Origin of the sequence: Desulfosporosinus sp., from assembly GCF_014237355.1 — a bacterium.
Classification (GTDB): domain Bacteria; phylum Bacillota; class Desulfitobacteriia; order Desulfitobacteriales; family Desulfitobacteriaceae; genus Desulfosporosinus.
Window position 1 is genome coordinate 156,869 of record NZ_JABZFS010000076.1, and the last position, 14,950, is coordinate 171,818.

The following is a 14,950-nucleotide window of genomic DNA, read 5'->3' on the forward strand; positions in this document are numbered from 1 at the left end:
AGGAGCGACAAAGGACTCTTCATAAGAAGAGTCCTTTGTCGCTCCTTTATGCCTTTCGGAAAGTATAACCGTATAATTTTCCATAGGGCAATTAAAGAATTTGTCCCTATGGTTTTTTTAGTATATTAGACTTACATGTCGCTTTGCGGCACCACGAATCAACCAACTCAATTCTTCTGACAGGACTATGAATCAAGGCCATTCTGAGCGCAGCGAAGAATCTAGGTCCTTAGGTCGTCCCCATGACAGGAGACGGTGCTTTAGTGCTTTTATCATTTCTTTCCCTTTCGACAGGGTTATTTCTTGATAAGCGTCTTAAGATAGTTTATAATTGTGACCAGGTCATAAATCGAAGCTCGAAGTACGATGCACGAAGTTCGAACCAGGGCTTTGTAACTCACTCATATTGGTTCATTATTAGATGGTATGTGTGACGCGCTAGAAACTAGAGCTTAGAAAAATGCAAGGTGAGAAATGGTGATATAGATGGCTCGATATAGTAAAGAAGAACGCCGTAAACTATTAGAGGAAGCACTTTCTGAGAACCCATTTTTTACAGATGAGGAGCTCTCCGAGCGGTTTAAGGTGAGTGTCTCAACCATTCGTTTAGATCGCGGTGAATTGGGAATTCCTGAACTACGGGAACGAACCCGCGCAGTTGCCCAAGAAGCGTACTCGACTTTGAAAACTTTAGATGATCAGGAATTAATAGGTGAGTTGATTGAACTGGTGATCGGTGAGAGAGCTTGTTCCAGGTTGACGATTGAAGAAAGTATGGTTTTAACTAAAGCCAGAGTGGCTCGAGGGCATTACTTGTTCGCTCAAGCAAACTCTCTGGCCATTGCCTTAGTAGATGCACCAATGGCCTTGACAGGAAGTGTTGAGTTAAAATTCAAACGGCCCGTTCAATTGGGCGAGGTTGTTATCGCTAAAGGAACTGTTCTCAAACGAAAACAAAATAAGTATTGGGTTGAAATATCAGTAAGCGTTGGATCAGAAGAAGTACTTCGAGGAGATTGGATTCTTTTTGCAATTGAGGATTTTTCAGGTGCAAGGGAAAAGGAGATGGAGTAGATGAGAATTGCAGTCGATGCAATGGGTGGGGATTATGCTCCTGAGGAAGTCCTCAAAGGGGCAATGATGGCCGCAGAGGCATGGCCCGATAGTCACCTCATACTGGTTGGGCAAAAGGAGCGTCTTCAAACCTTCCTATCAGGCCCGTTGCCTAAAAATGTATCCCTCTTTCAAGCCTCTGAGGTTATAGCAATGGACGAACATCCTGCCAACGCCGTGCGTAAGAAGAAAGACTCCTCCATTGTGGTTGCGACTCGCTTAGTTAAGCAAGGCGAGGCAGATGCTATTGTGAGCGCAGGAAGTACAGGAGCACAAATGGCAGCAGCACTTTTGGGTTTAGGGCGGATTAAGGGAATTGAACGTCCGGCTATTGTTACAGTTCTTCCAACATCAGAAGGCGGAAAACTCATTCTCGATGTAGGTGCAAATATGGATGCCACACCTGCACATCTTTGCCAATATGCGCAAATGGGCAGTATCTATGCCACAAAAATCTTAGGGATTCCCAATCCCCGCGTAGGTCTGCTGAATGTAGGAAGTGAAGAGGGAAAAGGTAATGAACTAACCCAGAAAGCTTATCCATTGCTCAAAGAAGCCCCGATTAATTTTATCGGAAACGTAGAGGGACGGGATGTTCCCTATGGACGGGCAGATGTGGTCGTTTGTGAGGGGTTTGCAGGAAATATCCTGCTAAAAACCGCTGAAGGGCTGGCGGGAGTATTGTTTGAGCAAATTAAGGAGAAGATTACTTCAAACATTGTTCGCAAGCTGGGTGCCCTAGCTGTCAAACCAGGATTGAAAGAGATTGCTCAAATGATGGACTATGCGGAATATGGCGGAGCTCCTTTGCTTGGAGTTAATGGAATAAGCATTATTTGTCACGGAAGCTCAAAATCGAAGGCGATCTTTAATGCAATTCGAGTAGCACGAGAATGTGTGCAAGTTCAATTAATTGAACAAATTCGTGAAGATCTGCCTAAGTAAGAAATGTTAACTAAAGGAAAAGAGGCTGCGATTGATGCGTAGTGTGGGTATTGTGGGGATAGGGTCATATGTTCCGGAAAACATTATGACAAATAAGGATATGGAACAATTCTTGGACACCAATGATGAATGGATAATATCGCGTACGGGGATCAGGCAGCGTCATATTGTCCCGAAGGACATGCCTGTCTCGGAATTATGTTACCAAGCAGGGTTAAAGGCCTTAGAAGATGCTCAGATAGCCCCTGAAGAGGTCGATCTGATTATAGTGGCTACGATAACACCTGATTACGCTTTTCCGGCCACTGCATGTCTGGTAGCAGATCGTTTAGGAGCTAGGAATGCTGCAGCCTTTGACTTAGAAGCAGGATGTACAGGTTTTATCTATGGGGTGGTGACCGGCAGCCAGTTTGTTGCTACAGGAATGTATAAGACAGTTCTCGTCATTGGCGGGGAAACCTTAAGCAAGGTGCTGGACTGGACAGACCGCTCCACCTGTATCCTCTTTGGGGATGGTGCCGGGGCAGCGGTTCTGCAACCGGTGAAAGAGGGATTTGGGTTCTTAGGTCACGAACTTGGTTCAGATGGTTCTGGGGGGGCGTTACTGAGTCAACCTGCCGGAGGTTCAAAGTATCCGGCAAGTTTAGAAACCGTGGAAAAAAACATGCACACACTTCAAATGGAAGGTAAGGAAGTTTATAAATTTGCCGTCCGAGTTATGGGTGATGTTTCCATAAAAGTTCTGGAAAACGCTGGCTTAAAAAAAGAGGATGTGGATCTTCTGATTCCGCACCAAGCTAATATTCGAATTGTCGATGCAGCTGTGAAGAGACTTGGTATCTCACCAGATAAAGTGATTGTCAATCTAGATAAATATGGAAATATGTCAGCTGCATCTATTCCTGTCGCTTTAGACGAGACATTCAAAGCGGGACGTATAAAAGAGGGGGATATTATTGTGATGGTTGGATTTGGAACAGGATTAACTTGGGGAGCTTGTGTTTTGAAATGGACGAAAGTGGGAAAAATGGATGATTAAAACAAGGATATGTGACCTGATTGGAATTGAATACCCCATTTTTCAAGGTGGGATGGCATGGGTTTCAACGGGCGAGTTAGTGGCGGCAGTCTCTGAAAGCGGCGGTTTAGGGATTATTGGCTCCGGACAGGCTCCTGCAGACTGGCTGCGTCAAGAAATCCGCAAAGTGAAAGCGATTACCAAGAAACCCTACGGAGTAAACGTCATGCTTATGTCTCCGTTTGTGGATGAAGTAATGCAGGTTATCCTTGAAGAACGTGTACCAGTGATCACGACGGGAGCAGGGAATCCCGGAAAATACGTTCCTATGCTTAAAGACGTTGGGACGAAGATAATTCCAGTGGTGGCCTCTGTTGCTCTTGCTAAACGTCTCGAAAAGGCGGGCGTTGATGCGCTTATCGCTGAAGGAACGGAGTCGGGTGGACATATCGGTGAAATTGGAACGTTGCCCTTGGTTCCTCAAGTGGTTGATGCAGTAAACATCCCGGTTATTGCTGCCGGTGGGATCGTAGATGGACGGGGGCTGGTGGCTGCCTTAGCTCTTGGTGCTGAAGGAGTACAAATGGGAACGCGCTTTATGTGTGCAGAAGAATGTACGATTTCTCCTCTAATTAAAGATAGAATTCTTAAAGCTAAAGATCGTGCCACGGTTATAACAGGACGTTCAACGGGTCATCCCGTTCGTTGTTTAGATAATCGCTTTACCCGTGAAATGGATCAATATGAACGGGAAGGGATGCCTGCTGAGGAACTTGAGAAAATCGGGGTTGGAAAATTGCGCTTAGCCATGGTGGAGGGGGATGTTGATAACGGTTCGATCATGGCAGGGCAAGTGGCCGGAGCGGTTAAGTGTATTGAACCTGCAGCTCAAATTATTCAAGCTATTATGCAATCTGCAGAACAGGAATATGAGCGTCTCTCTGCACGGTTCGCAGAGAGGAGGGCTTAAACTTGGGTAAACTCGCTTTTGTTTTTCCAGGTCAAGGATCCCAGTATGTGGGAATGGGGAAGGAGCTCTTTCTGATCCCTAGTGGAGAAAGAACACGAGAGACAGCCCGGGAGATACTAGGAAATGAATTTATTTCGTTGATCGAAGAAGGTCCTGAAGAGGAACTTCAAAAGACTGTAAATACACAACCAGCTATATTGCTCGTAAGTGTGGTGGCTTGGCAGCAACTTCGAGATGCGGGAATTGAAGCAGATTATGTTGCTGGGCACAGTTTGGGGGAATATTCCGCCCATGTAGCTGCGGGTAGTCTGGATTTCACAGAGGCTTTAAGCGTGGTAAGATCCCGGGGAGAACTTATGCAAGGAGCAGTTCCCAATGGTGAAGGAGGCATGGCTGCTATCCTAGGACTTCCAACGGATCAAGTGGAGGAAGCCTGTCGCCAAGCATCAGTTCAAGGTATAGTAGCTCCGGCAAATTATAATTGTCCAGGGCAAGTGGTTATTTCCGGAGAGAAAAATGCAGTAGCCAGTGCTATTGAGGCTGCCAAGAAATTGGGAGCAAAGCGTGCCATTCCTCTTACGGTAAGCGGACCCTTTCACTCCCGCCTGATGGAGAAAATGGGAGAAGAATTGCGCCAAGTCCTAGAGGGAGTCTCGTGGCAATCACCACGTTGCCCTGTCATTGCCAACGTAAACGGAAGAGAGGTTATTTCCTCTGAACAAACGGTTCAAGCCTTGGTTGAGCAGGTCAGTGGCGCTGTTCTATGGGAACAATCTGTCCGGCATCTTCTAGAGCTGGGTGTGGATACGTTTATTGAATGCGGCCCGGGGAAAGTCTTAACAGGTCTAATTAAAAAAATCTCCCCAGAAGCTAACCTCCTCCGGGTAGAAGATAAGGCGTCCTTAGAAAAGTCACTTGCATATTTGAAGGAGAGTCGTTAAAATGATGCTGAAAGATAGCGTGGCCATTGTAACAGGGAGTGGGCGAGGGATTGGGCGTGCCATAGCCTTGGAATTAGCCGCTGCGGGTGTGAAAGTAGTCGTCAATTATGCGGGCCGTTCGGATAAAGCTGAGGAAACTCTAGAACTAATCCGCGGAGCTGGGGGGGAAGGCGTGGTCGTTCAGGCTGATGTTAGTCAACAGACGGATGTCGATCGCTTGGTACGAACAACACTCGAGCAGTTTGGCAGGATTGACATTCTTGTCAATAATGCCGGGATTACTCGTGACACCCTGCTCCTTCGCATGAAGGAAGATGATTGGGATGCTGTCATGGCAACCAATCTCAAAGGAGTTTTTCTCTGCACCAAGGCGGTAAGTAAAGGCATGCTTAAACAACGTTCAGGTGTAATTGTTAATATTTCTTCCGTAGTAGGTCTTTCCGGAAATGCAGGACAAGCTAATTATGCCGCAGCCAAAGCGGGAATCATTGGTTTTACGAAATCTATAGCCAAGGAATTTGCCTCTCGTGGAATTCGAGTTAATGCGGTTGCACCGGGGTATATTTCTACCGATATGACGGGGACATTATCAGAAGGGACGCAAAATGATATTTTGCGAGCAATTCCCCTCGGTCGTATAGGAAACCCTGATGACATTGCTAAAGTTGTACGGTTCCTTGTGTCCCCTGAGGCATCCTATATTACAGGACAAACCTTAAGTGTTGATGGGGGTATGGAAATGTAATGCTGATCAAAATGTTGTGTTTCTAATGAGAGGAGGTGAAGAAGCAGCATGGGAGTTTTCGAAAAAGTGAAAGCCATCGTCGTCGAGCAACTTGGGGTAGATGAAGGAACTATTACCCCGGAAACCTCCTTTGAAGAGCTAAATGCAGATTCTTTGGATATCGTAGAATTGATCATGGCTCTAGAAGAGGCATTCGACTTGGATATTCCGGATGAAGAAGCCGAAAAAATCAGAACGGTTGGAGATGCAGTAAACTACATCACGGAAAACAAATAACCTCAAAAAGGTCCCGTATTCAATGCGGGACTTTCTTTTAAGAGTTTTTAGTTCTCCTTTGAATTCGTACTTCGAACCACGAATATCGAATATCGAGTCAGGGGGAGTTTAAATAGATGCTCGAAGCTTGAGACTATAAGGATTTTACAAGGGGTAGAACTCGAACAGGAGGAAAGATTGTGAAAATACCCGACCTACGTATTGGTAATTTAGTGGCTAAGATTCCTATTATTCAAGGAGGAATGGCCGTAAGGATATCTATGGCTCCTCTTGCTGCGGCAGTGGCTGAAGAGGGGGGGATTGGAATAATTGCCGGCAGTGGTCTGTCGGTAGAGGAGCTAAGAGCTGAAATCCGCGAAGCCCGACGACGTACCAAAGGGATTATCGGGGTGAATATTATGTTTGCCGTCCGTGAATTTGCCCAATTGGTTCACGCTGCTTTTGAAGAAAAGATTGATCTTTTGGTTTCTGGTGCAGGGTTTTCTAGGGATATGTTTACTTGGGGTAAGGAAAAGGGCATTCCCGTCGTACCCATTGTATCCTCTGCGAAACTTGCAAAATTATCCCAAAAGCTAGGTGCTGCTGCCGTGATCGTAGAAGGAGTAGAGGCTGGCGGACATTTGGGGACGGATCGTTCTATCCATGATATTCTTCCGGAAGTCATCGCTGCTGTCACTATCCCTGTCATAGGAGCAGGTGGAGTTATCGATGGACAAGGTGCAGCGGAGATGTTGAAGAAAGGTGTATCCGGAGTACAAATGGGAACTCGATTTGCCCTCAGTGAAGAGAGCAGTGCGGCTCCTGCTTGGAAAGAGGAAATGTTAAAGGCTACAGAGAAAGATATTGTGTTTGTTCATAGTCCCGTTGGGTTGCCGGGGCGAGGGATTCGGAACCCCTTTACCTTGGCACTGGATGAAAACAAGGACGTTACTCCGACGGATTGCAAGGGTTGTCTTAAAAGCTGTGAAGGAAACTTTTGTATTATGGACCGCTTAATTATGGCTCAAGAAGGGGATGTTCAAGAGGGGCTTATCTTTTCAGGGGCTAAAGTTCATAAAATTAAAGAGATTTTGTCTGTGCATGAGATCTTTGAGGATATCAAAAAAGGAATACTCAGTGTTAAGGAGGAATAGGTGTGCATCGAGCAGTTATAACCGGGATGGGTGTAATCACTCCCTTAGGAAATAGCTTAGATAAATTTTGGAATAATTTAAATGAAGGAAAGTCTGGAATAGGACTGTTGACACGGTTTGATACTTCAGATTTGCCGACAAAGGTTGCTGCAGAGGTTAAAGACTTCGAACCGACGGATTGGGTTAGTAAAAAGGAAAGCCGCCACATGGATCGCTTTGCCCAATTTGCAATAGCAGCAGCAAAGATGGCGGTGCAAGATGCGAAACTGGATTTAGAGAGTGAAGATAAGGAACGAATTGGGACGGTCATAGGTTGTGGAATTGGTGGTGTGACATCCTTTGAGGATCAAAAAGAAGTCCTGATGAGTAAAGGAAGCAGTCGAATTAGCCCGTTTTTTGTTCCAATGCTGATTAGCAATATGGCGGCAGGGCATATATCCATTGAGTTCGGCCTACAGGGTTCTAGTATCACAGTTGTTACAGCCTGTGCTTCGGCAACCAATGCAATTGGAGAAGCGCTGAGATTAATCCAACGCGGAGAGGCTGACGTTGTTCTCTGTGGCGGAACCGAGGCCCCAATTACTAAGTTGGCCTTTGCCGGTTTCTGCGCAATGAAGGCAATGTCGACTGAAAAGGAACTTTTTGAGCAGGCCTGCCGACCCTTTGATAAACGTCGGAGCGGTTTTGTTATGGGGGAAGGTGCAGGGGTACTGGTTCTTGAATCCTTGGAACATGCCAAGGCTCGTGGTGCACACATCTACGCAGAATTGGCCGGGTATGGAAGTACCTCAGATGCTTATCATATTACGACGCCTGTTCCTGGCGGTGCCGGAGCGATTCGAGCCATGAGTCTTGCCTTAAAGGATGCAGGGGTAAGTCCGGAAGAGGTTCATTATATTAATGCTCATGGAACAGGTACGGGGCCCAACGATGTGACGGAAACAGTTGCAGTCAAACACCTATTTAGTGATCATGCACCAAAGTTGGCAATTAGTTCAACTAAATCCATGACGGGACACTTAATGGGGGCTGCCGGGGCTATTGAGGCGGTTATTTGCGCGCTGGCCATTGAGCGGGGAGTCATCCCGCCTACGACGAACTATGGAGAACCAGATGAAGAATGTGATCTAGACTATGTACCCAATAGTGCACGAAAACAAGACGTTCAAGTTGCGATGTCTAATTCCTTAGGTTTTGGGGGGCATAATGCCACCATCGTGTTGAAGAAATTGCCTAAAGATGAGGAGATCTAAACTATGGTTGAAAAAAGAACCAAAGTAACTGAGAACTCCAAGAAAACAGGGGGGAAGCCAGGGCGAAAGAAATACGCCCTGACTTCCCCAAAACTTGAACCGGGCGTTAAGCTAGCTAAGCGCCTGGAATTAGGAATTCCGCCAAATCGGCTCTTCACTACGGCCTTAACCCATCCCTCTTATGTTTTTGAGAATCCGCAGTTCGGCAAAGAAAATAACCAACGGCTGGAGTTTTTAGGAGATGCAATCTTGGATTTTGTCATAGCTGAATTTCTGTATCTGAGTTATCCTGAACGCCCAGAAGGTGAGCTGACAAAGATGCGAGCGGCTGTTGTTAACGAAACAACCTTGGCTCGCAAGGCTCAAGAGATAGACTTAGGTCAAGAATTGTTATTAGGCAAGGGAGAACTTGTATCTGGGGGACGGGAACGTCCCTCTATATTGGCGGATGCTTGGGAAGCGGTTATCGGAGCAATTTATTTGCAATATGGGTTCCAGGAAGCCCGCAGGGTTATTTTAGAGTTGCTTAAACCAGCCATCGATGAGGTGGCTAAGGGGAATTATGGAGATTACAAAACTGTTTTACAGGAAAAAGCACAACGGGAAGAAAAGGAAGTAAGCTATCAGATCCTACTAGAAGAAGGACCAGATCATAACAAATGCTTTACAGCTGGAGTTTTTGTCGAAGGTGATCTCATGGGAAAAGGAACTGGACGAACCAAAAAAGAAGCTGAGCAACATGCTGCCAAACAAGTTTTAGATCATTGGGGGAGGGAGAACGATGGCTAAACCTGAGAATTTCCCGGTTTTCTTGAAGGGAATTCATATTCAGGGATTTAAGTCGTTCGCTGATTCTGTTAAATTAGAGTTAGGTCAAGGGTTAAGCGTTATTGTCGGACCAAATGGGAGCGGGAAAAGTAATATCGCTGATGCAGTTCGCTGGGTTTTAGGAGAACAAAGCGCTAAGAGCCTCCGAGGTTCAAAAATGGAGGACATTATTTTTTCAGGAAGCACACAACGCCGCCCGGTTGGAATGGCTGAAGTCTCCTTAATTTTTGATAATACTACGGGAATATTCCCTTTGGACTTTCGCGAAGTCACGATTACTAGACGGGTCTATCGTGACGGAGAAGGACAATATCTAATTAATAAAGCAGCTTGTCGGCTTAAGGATATTCAGGAACTATTTATGGATACAGGAGCTGGCAAAGAAGGATTTTCGATCATTGGGCAGGGGCGGGTTGAGGAAATCTTAAACCTGAAATCAGAAGAACGTCGATCGCTCATTGAAGAGGCGGCTGGAATTACAAAGTACCGTTCCAGAAAACGTGAAGCCTTGAAGCGTCTGGATGCAACAACGCTAAACCTTCAACGCATTGACGATATTGTTCAAGAAATTGAAGGACAACTGACTCCTCTGGCTGCCCAAGCCCAAGTGGCCGAACAAAGCCTTGCCCTTGAGAGTGAGCAAAAACGACTGGAAATACAGGCAGTTGTGCTTGACATTTCTGAAGTTAAACAAAAGCTCTCCAAAGCTGCGCAGGATTTTGATATCCTGAAAGCAGATGCAGTGGAGGCTCAAGCATCCTTAGGGACCAAAGAATCTCTGAATCTAACCCTGAAAAATGAATTGCAGGGGTTAGAGGATGAGATACAGCAGAAGCAAGAAGAAGCCTTTCTTGCAGAACAGGCCCTCAACTCCTTAAAACATGAACAAACCCTTCGCCAAGAGCGATTTAATTATTTTGACGAACAATCGGCAAGGTTGACCCAAGAAATTCTTTTGGATCAAGAAAAATTGGACTATTTACAGCAACGGATTAAAACTTTAGTCGCCAAACAATCAGTTTTAAAACATACGGTGGAAGAATCCCTGCGAAAAGTTAGTGAGCTAGAACAGAGATTATCTGAGGTAAGGGAGAATACCTTAGCGAAGGATATCGATCTCATAAAAGCAGACCTTTTTCAAGCTCTGACAGAGCAAGCCAATTGTTCTAATGAATTGACCGGTACTCGTCATACCCTTTCTTCCCTTAACCAGCAAATCCTTCACATAGAGCAGGAACAAGAAAACAAAGAGCTAGAACGTCAATCCTTACTTGAGACTGGTAAAACCAAAGAAGAAGAACTAATTCGGCTGGTAAAGCAAGCTCAAGTCGCAGAGAGAGATGAGCTAGTGCTGAAGACTGACTTAAACAAGTTGAAAGGTTTACGTCATGAAAAGGGCCTGGAACTCCAAAAACATAAGAATCGAACAGATCAAGCCAGAGCACGACTTCATGCCCTGCAATCCTTAGAAGATTCCTTAGAAGGGTATCAACGTGGAGTTCGCGAGGTAATGCTGGCCAAGAAAAAAGGCATCAACCCTTGCCAGGGCCTTTGTGGGACAGTTGTTGATCTGATCACAGTCGATGAAAAATACGAATTGGCCTTGGAAACCGCTTTAGGAGCAGGGATGCAAAATGTCGTTGCAGAGAACGAACAAGCGGCTAAACAAGCCATTGCCTATTTAAAAGCGCATCAATTAGGACGGGTTACTTTCCTTCCTCTCGATGTGATACAAGGGCATAGGATGTCCGTGAGTCAAGCAGTGGAGAGGGATCCCGGATATATAGGGCTTGGAGTAGACCTAGTCACGTATGAAAAATTATATCGGCCCGCAATGGAATTTCTGCTCGGGCGTATTGTTGTTGTTACTGATATGGAGGCAGCGACAAGGATCGCTCGAGCATCTGGTTATAAGCTGCGTATTGTAACCCTTGAGGGTGACCAAGTGTTTCCGGGAGGCTCTCTTAGTGGAGGGAGTATTCAGCGTAAAGGTGGCAATCTACTCGCAAGATCCCGCGAAATAGAAGCCCTTCGTGTTTCCCTGATGCAATTGGAAAAGGACTTAACAATAAAGGAACAAGAATGCTTAGAGCAAGATCAACGACAAAAGGAACTACAGGAAAGTATCGAGGCCTTGGGCCGTAAACTCCAGAGTGAGAAAGAACTTCAGGTCAAGCTTAAGTCAGAACACGAGAATGTGTTAAGCCAGATCCGACGATTAGCAGGGGATTTATTAGGGTTAGGTCTTCGGTATGAAGAAACGACAGCCCAGAAGAATGACCTACTTATTAGTTTAGCTAGTTTAACTGAACAGATGGAAATCTCGGAAAAAACCTCAGTTTATTTACGGGAAAAGTTTAATTCGAGAGAGTCGGAAGCCAAAGTAGTGGCGGAAGAGATTGAAACTTATGTCGAAAAACTGACTCAGGAGAAAGTTCAACTTGCAAAGTGGGAGCAAGAATTAACTCAATGCCGTGAACAACTTCTCCAAGAGCGCCAAGGGATTCAAGAGAACGAGTTAACCCTGGCAGAGAAGAAGCAGAAAAAGGATAGTATTGCACAATCTCGTCAGAACGTCGAAGAGGAACTAGAGTCCCTTAGACAGCAACTTGTAAATCAGTCACAAATTCAAGAGGCACAACAGTATGCACTTATGAAATCCAGACAGGCCCGTGAGGAGTTATCCAGCCGTGTCTTTGAGTTGGAGCGGGAGATAAATACTTTGCGCCAGGGCGCCCATTCACTTGAACAGCGTCTGCACGCTCACGAAATACGGGTTGTTCGCTGGGAAACAGAGTGCCAAGCGGGAGTAACCCGTTTATCTGAGGAATTTTCCCTAACTTGGGAAGAGGGACTACTTTATCAAACCGAAGAAGAAAAGACCGTTCTGTGGAAAAAGGTTCAGGATATCAAGGGACAAATAGAGGCATTAGGTCCTATTAACCAGGCTGCTATTGAAGAATACCCTAAAATCCTTAAACGGAGAGAATTCATGCTGGCACAGCAAAATGATTTGGTTGAAGCGAACCAGACATTACGCCAGTTAATTTCCGAACTTGATAAGACCATGAGTGAACGATTTATTGAAAGCTTTACTGCTGTAAATAAGGCATTTCAAGAGGTATTCAAAGAACTTTTTGATGGTGGACATGCCGAACTTCAATTAGTAGACCCAGAACGTTTACTGGAAACCGGTGTGGAGATTATTGCTCAGCCACCGGGTAAACGACCTCAGCTCTTATCCCTGTTATCTGGAGGAGAGCGGGCTCTAACGGCTATCGCCATCCTGTTTGCTCTCTTGAGAGTTAAACCAAGTCCGTTTTGTATATTAGATGAGATTGAAGCCTCATTGGACGACGCCAACGTTCAGCGATTTGCTAAATATATACACCGCTTATCAGATTCTACCCAGTTTGTTGTAGTGTCTCACCGAAAAGGCACTATGGAATCAGCAGATGTCTTATATGGAATAACTATGGAGGAATCTGGGGTTTCTAAGTTGCTTTCCGTTAAGCTGGATGGGCGGCAGGAGACGCCGGTGGCGTAAGCCGGACTTGTGTCACCCAGCGCTCGGTGCTTACGACGCAGAGCAAACTAACCGTTCAAGCTCTTAGCTTTGGGGCGCGGGGTTCCCGCCAGATGAGCCGTCCCTGGCTCACTGGCGGCAGTGTACATCCCTGTACACTGCCCCGTGTTTGGGGTCGCTTGAACGGAAGTTTGCTTAGCTGCTTACGTAAAGACGTCGCGCTCGTGTGACACTGCGTCCTGGGTCAAAGGACGAGGGGGACATTGCTAGTGAGAAGGCACATTTCATGTGCTCCTTCTGGCTTTGGTCTTAGGTGCTGGCATTTATTTGGAGTTGGTGGCTTTGACAGAGTATAATAACTATTTAAAGGCAGTGCTTGTATTAGGCTGCTGATAGTGAGAATATTAGATACAGGTACGGTTTACTGGTGAAGTGTTACATACCTAACCACGAACTTGGATTACAGGAGGATTTAATCATGGGCTTTTTTGCAAAGCTTAAAGAAGGTCTTACCAAAACCAGGCAAAACTTTGTTGATAAAGTAGAAGAAGTTTTTACAGGGCGTAAGAAAATTGATGAAGAGTTATACGAAGAATTGGAAGAGGTTTTAATTCGCTCAGATGTTGGGGTTAACACGTCCTTTGAATTGGTTGAACGCTTGCGTAAAGAGGTTAGGCAGCGCAAACTATCAGATCCTAAGGAGCTTACAGAGGTTCTTCAGGAATTGATTGCTGAGTTGTTAGGGGAAGAATCAAGCCTCACATTTGCAGAAAAAGGTCCCAGTGTTATTCTCGTTGTTGGGGTCAATGGTGTTGGAAAAACGACGACGATTGGTAAGCTTGCCAACTGGTTAAAGAAAGATGGCAAAAGAGTTATGATGGCTGCCGGGGACACGTTTCGTGCGGCTGCTATAGACCAACTGGAAGTTTGGGGAGAGCGATCTGGAGTAGAGGTGATTAAGCAGCGTGAAGGTGCTGATCCAGCGGCGGTTGCTTATGATGCGGTACAAGCTGCGAAGTCTCGAAATGTGGATGTTGTTATTGTGGATACTGCTGGTCGCCTTCATAATAAGGTGAACCTGATGGAAGAATTGCGCAAGGTTAAACGGGTTATGGAACGAGAAATCCCCGGGGCACCTCATGAGGTGTTACTGGTACTAGATGCTACGACAGGACAAAATGCTTTGCAGCAAGCGAAGCTTTTTCAGGAAGTGGCAGGTGTTACAGGAATTGTCTTAACGAAGTTGGATGGGACAGCAAAAGGGGGGGTTGTGTTAGGTATTCAAGGGGAAACCCGTATTCCGGTAAAATGGATTGGAATAGGTGAAGGAATGGAAGATCTACGTCCATTTGTTCCTAAAGATTTTGCGGCGGCACTTTTTGGACAAGTTGATGAGGAGGAGAGATTCTGATAAATTATGCACTAATAGGAGGCACTGGGCTTGAACATTTTGCGTTGACTGAACAGCGCGTTATCTCAGTGGAAACTCCCTATGGCACAGTCCGGCCTGTTATAGGCAAACTTGGGAAGCAGGATTTGGTTTTTATGAGTCGGCATGGACAAGACCATGCAACCCCTCCCCATCTTGTGAATTATAGAGGTAATAGTTGGGCCTTGCGGGAACTAGGGGTGCGAAAGGTCGTTGCTACTGCGGCTGTAGGATCCTTATCTCCGCAACACCGATTAGGTGACTTGGTGTTGCTAGATCAGTTTCTCGATTTTACTAAGAGTCGTCCACAAACTTTCTTTGAAGGAGGGCAGCAGGGGGTACTTCATGTAGATATGACGGAGCCCTATTGTGCCACTTTACGACAAGATATTATTGACGCCTCAGAGAATCTGGGACTTGTGGTTAAGAACGGGGCATGTTATGTTTGTACAGAAGGCCCTCGTTTTGAAACCCCTGCAGAGATTAGGATGTTTCAATACCTTGGGGCTGAGCTTGTAGGAATGACAAGTGTTCCTGAAGTCGTTTTGGCTCGGGAACTAGGAATGTGTTACGCCTCCATTAGCATGGTTACAAATGAAGCAGCGGGGATCGCTGACCATCCGTTAAACCATGCAGAAGTAATGAGAAGTATTAAGGAATTAGAGCTAAACGTTGCACGACTCGTTCAAGCAACCTTTGAGTTATTGACTCCCGGTCAGAAATGCCTATGTGCATCGGCAAATGCCGAAGTCGGTAAATTTTAGAGAGGTGGT

Annotated in this window: 13 protein-coding genes; all 13 read left to right on the forward strand. The window is 45.8% G+C overall.

Going from position 1 to position 14,950, the window contains the following annotated elements:
- The first annotated feature begins 486 nt into the window (after nucleotides 1-486).
- The 13 genes from fapR (at nucleotide 487) to HGJ98_RS17565 (ending at nucleotide 14,941) form a co-directional block, all read left to right on the forward strand.
- Complete coding sequence (gene fapR / locus HGJ98_RS17505; protein ID WP_291352976.1) at nucleotides 487-1,074, forward strand: transcription factor FapR; 588 nt, start codon at nucleotides 487-489, stop codon at nucleotides 1,072-1,074.
- Nucleotides 1,075-2,058: a phosphate acyltransferase PlsX gene (plsX, locus tag HGJ98_RS17510; protein ID WP_291352977.1), complete on the forward strand. Its 984-nt coding sequence runs from the start codon at nucleotides 1,075-1,077 to the stop codon at nucleotides 2,056-2,058.
- 34 nt (nucleotides 2,059-2,092) lie between these two features.
- Nucleotides 2,093-3,097: a beta-ketoacyl-ACP synthase III gene (locus HGJ98_RS17515; protein ID WP_291352978.1), complete on the forward strand. Its 1,005-nt coding sequence runs from the start codon at nucleotides 2,093-2,095 to the stop codon at nucleotides 3,095-3,097.
- The gene (gene fabK, locus HGJ98_RS17520) at nucleotides 3,090-4,046 is read left to right on the forward strand and encodes an enoyl-[acyl-carrier-protein] reductase FabK (RefSeq protein ID WP_291352979.1); all 957 of its coding nucleotides are present in this window, start codon (nucleotides 3,090-3,092) and stop codon (nucleotides 4,044-4,046) included. The genes HGJ98_RS17515 and fabK overlap by 8 nt, the downstream gene beginning before the upstream one ends.
- Nucleotides 4,047-4,048: 2 nt before the next feature.
- Nucleotides 4,049-4,987 (forward strand): ACP S-malonyltransferase, encoded by a 939-nt coding sequence (gene fabD / locus HGJ98_RS17525; RefSeq protein WP_291352980.1) that lies wholly within the window; start codon nucleotides 4,049-4,051, stop codon nucleotides 4,985-4,987.
- 1 nt (nucleotide 4,988) lies between these two features.
- Nucleotides 4,989-5,732, forward strand: coding sequence for a 3-oxoacyl-[acyl-carrier-protein] reductase (fabG, locus tag HGJ98_RS17530; RefSeq protein ID WP_291352981.1), 744 nt, complete (start codon nucleotides 4,989-4,991; stop codon nucleotides 5,730-5,732).
- A 48-nt stretch (nucleotides 5,733-5,780) separates the two neighbouring features.
- Nucleotides 5,781-6,008, forward strand: coding sequence for an acyl carrier protein (acpP, locus tag HGJ98_RS17535; protein ID WP_291352982.1), 228 nt, complete (start codon nucleotides 5,781-5,783; stop codon nucleotides 6,006-6,008).
- A gap of 179 nt (nucleotides 6,009-6,187) precedes the next feature.
- The gene (locus HGJ98_RS17540; protein ID WP_291352983.1) at nucleotides 6,188-7,141 is read left to right on the forward strand and encodes a nitronate monooxygenase; all 954 of its coding nucleotides are present in this window, start codon (nucleotides 6,188-6,190) and stop codon (nucleotides 7,139-7,141) included.
- Nucleotides 7,138-8,394 carry a beta-ketoacyl-ACP synthase II gene (gene fabF, locus HGJ98_RS17545; protein WP_291353132.1) on the forward strand — a complete coding sequence of 419 codons (1,257 nt, stop codon included), beginning with the start codon at nucleotides 7,138-7,140 and terminating at the stop codon, nucleotides 8,392-8,394. Before HGJ98_RS17540 ends, fabF begins: the two co-directional genes overlap by 4 nt.
- A 3-nt stretch (nucleotides 8,395-8,397) precedes the next feature.
- Nucleotides 8,398-9,183, forward strand: a complete 786-nt coding sequence (gene rnc / locus HGJ98_RS17550) for a ribonuclease III (protein ID WP_291352984.1) — start codon at nucleotides 8,398-8,400, stop codon at nucleotides 9,181-9,183.
- The gene (gene smc / locus HGJ98_RS17555) at nucleotides 9,176-12,769 is read left to right on the forward strand and encodes a chromosome segregation protein SMC (RefSeq protein WP_291352985.1); all 3,594 of its coding nucleotides are present in this window, start codon (nucleotides 9,176-9,178) and stop codon (nucleotides 12,767-12,769) included. The genes rnc and smc overlap by 8 nt, the downstream gene beginning before the upstream one ends.
- 454 nt (nucleotides 12,770-13,223) lie before the next feature.
- Nucleotides 13,224-14,159, forward strand: a complete 936-nt coding sequence (ftsY, locus tag HGJ98_RS17560) for a signal recognition particle-docking protein FtsY (RefSeq protein ID WP_367142745.1) — start codon at nucleotides 13,224-13,226, stop codon at nucleotides 14,157-14,159.
- Nucleotides 14,159-14,941, forward strand: coding sequence for an S-methyl-5'-thioinosine phosphorylase (locus HGJ98_RS17565; protein ID WP_291353133.1), 783 nt, complete (start codon nucleotides 14,159-14,161; stop codon nucleotides 14,939-14,941). The genes ftsY and HGJ98_RS17565 overlap by 1 nt, the downstream gene beginning before the upstream one ends.
- Nucleotides 14,942-14,950: the final 9 nt, after the last annotated feature.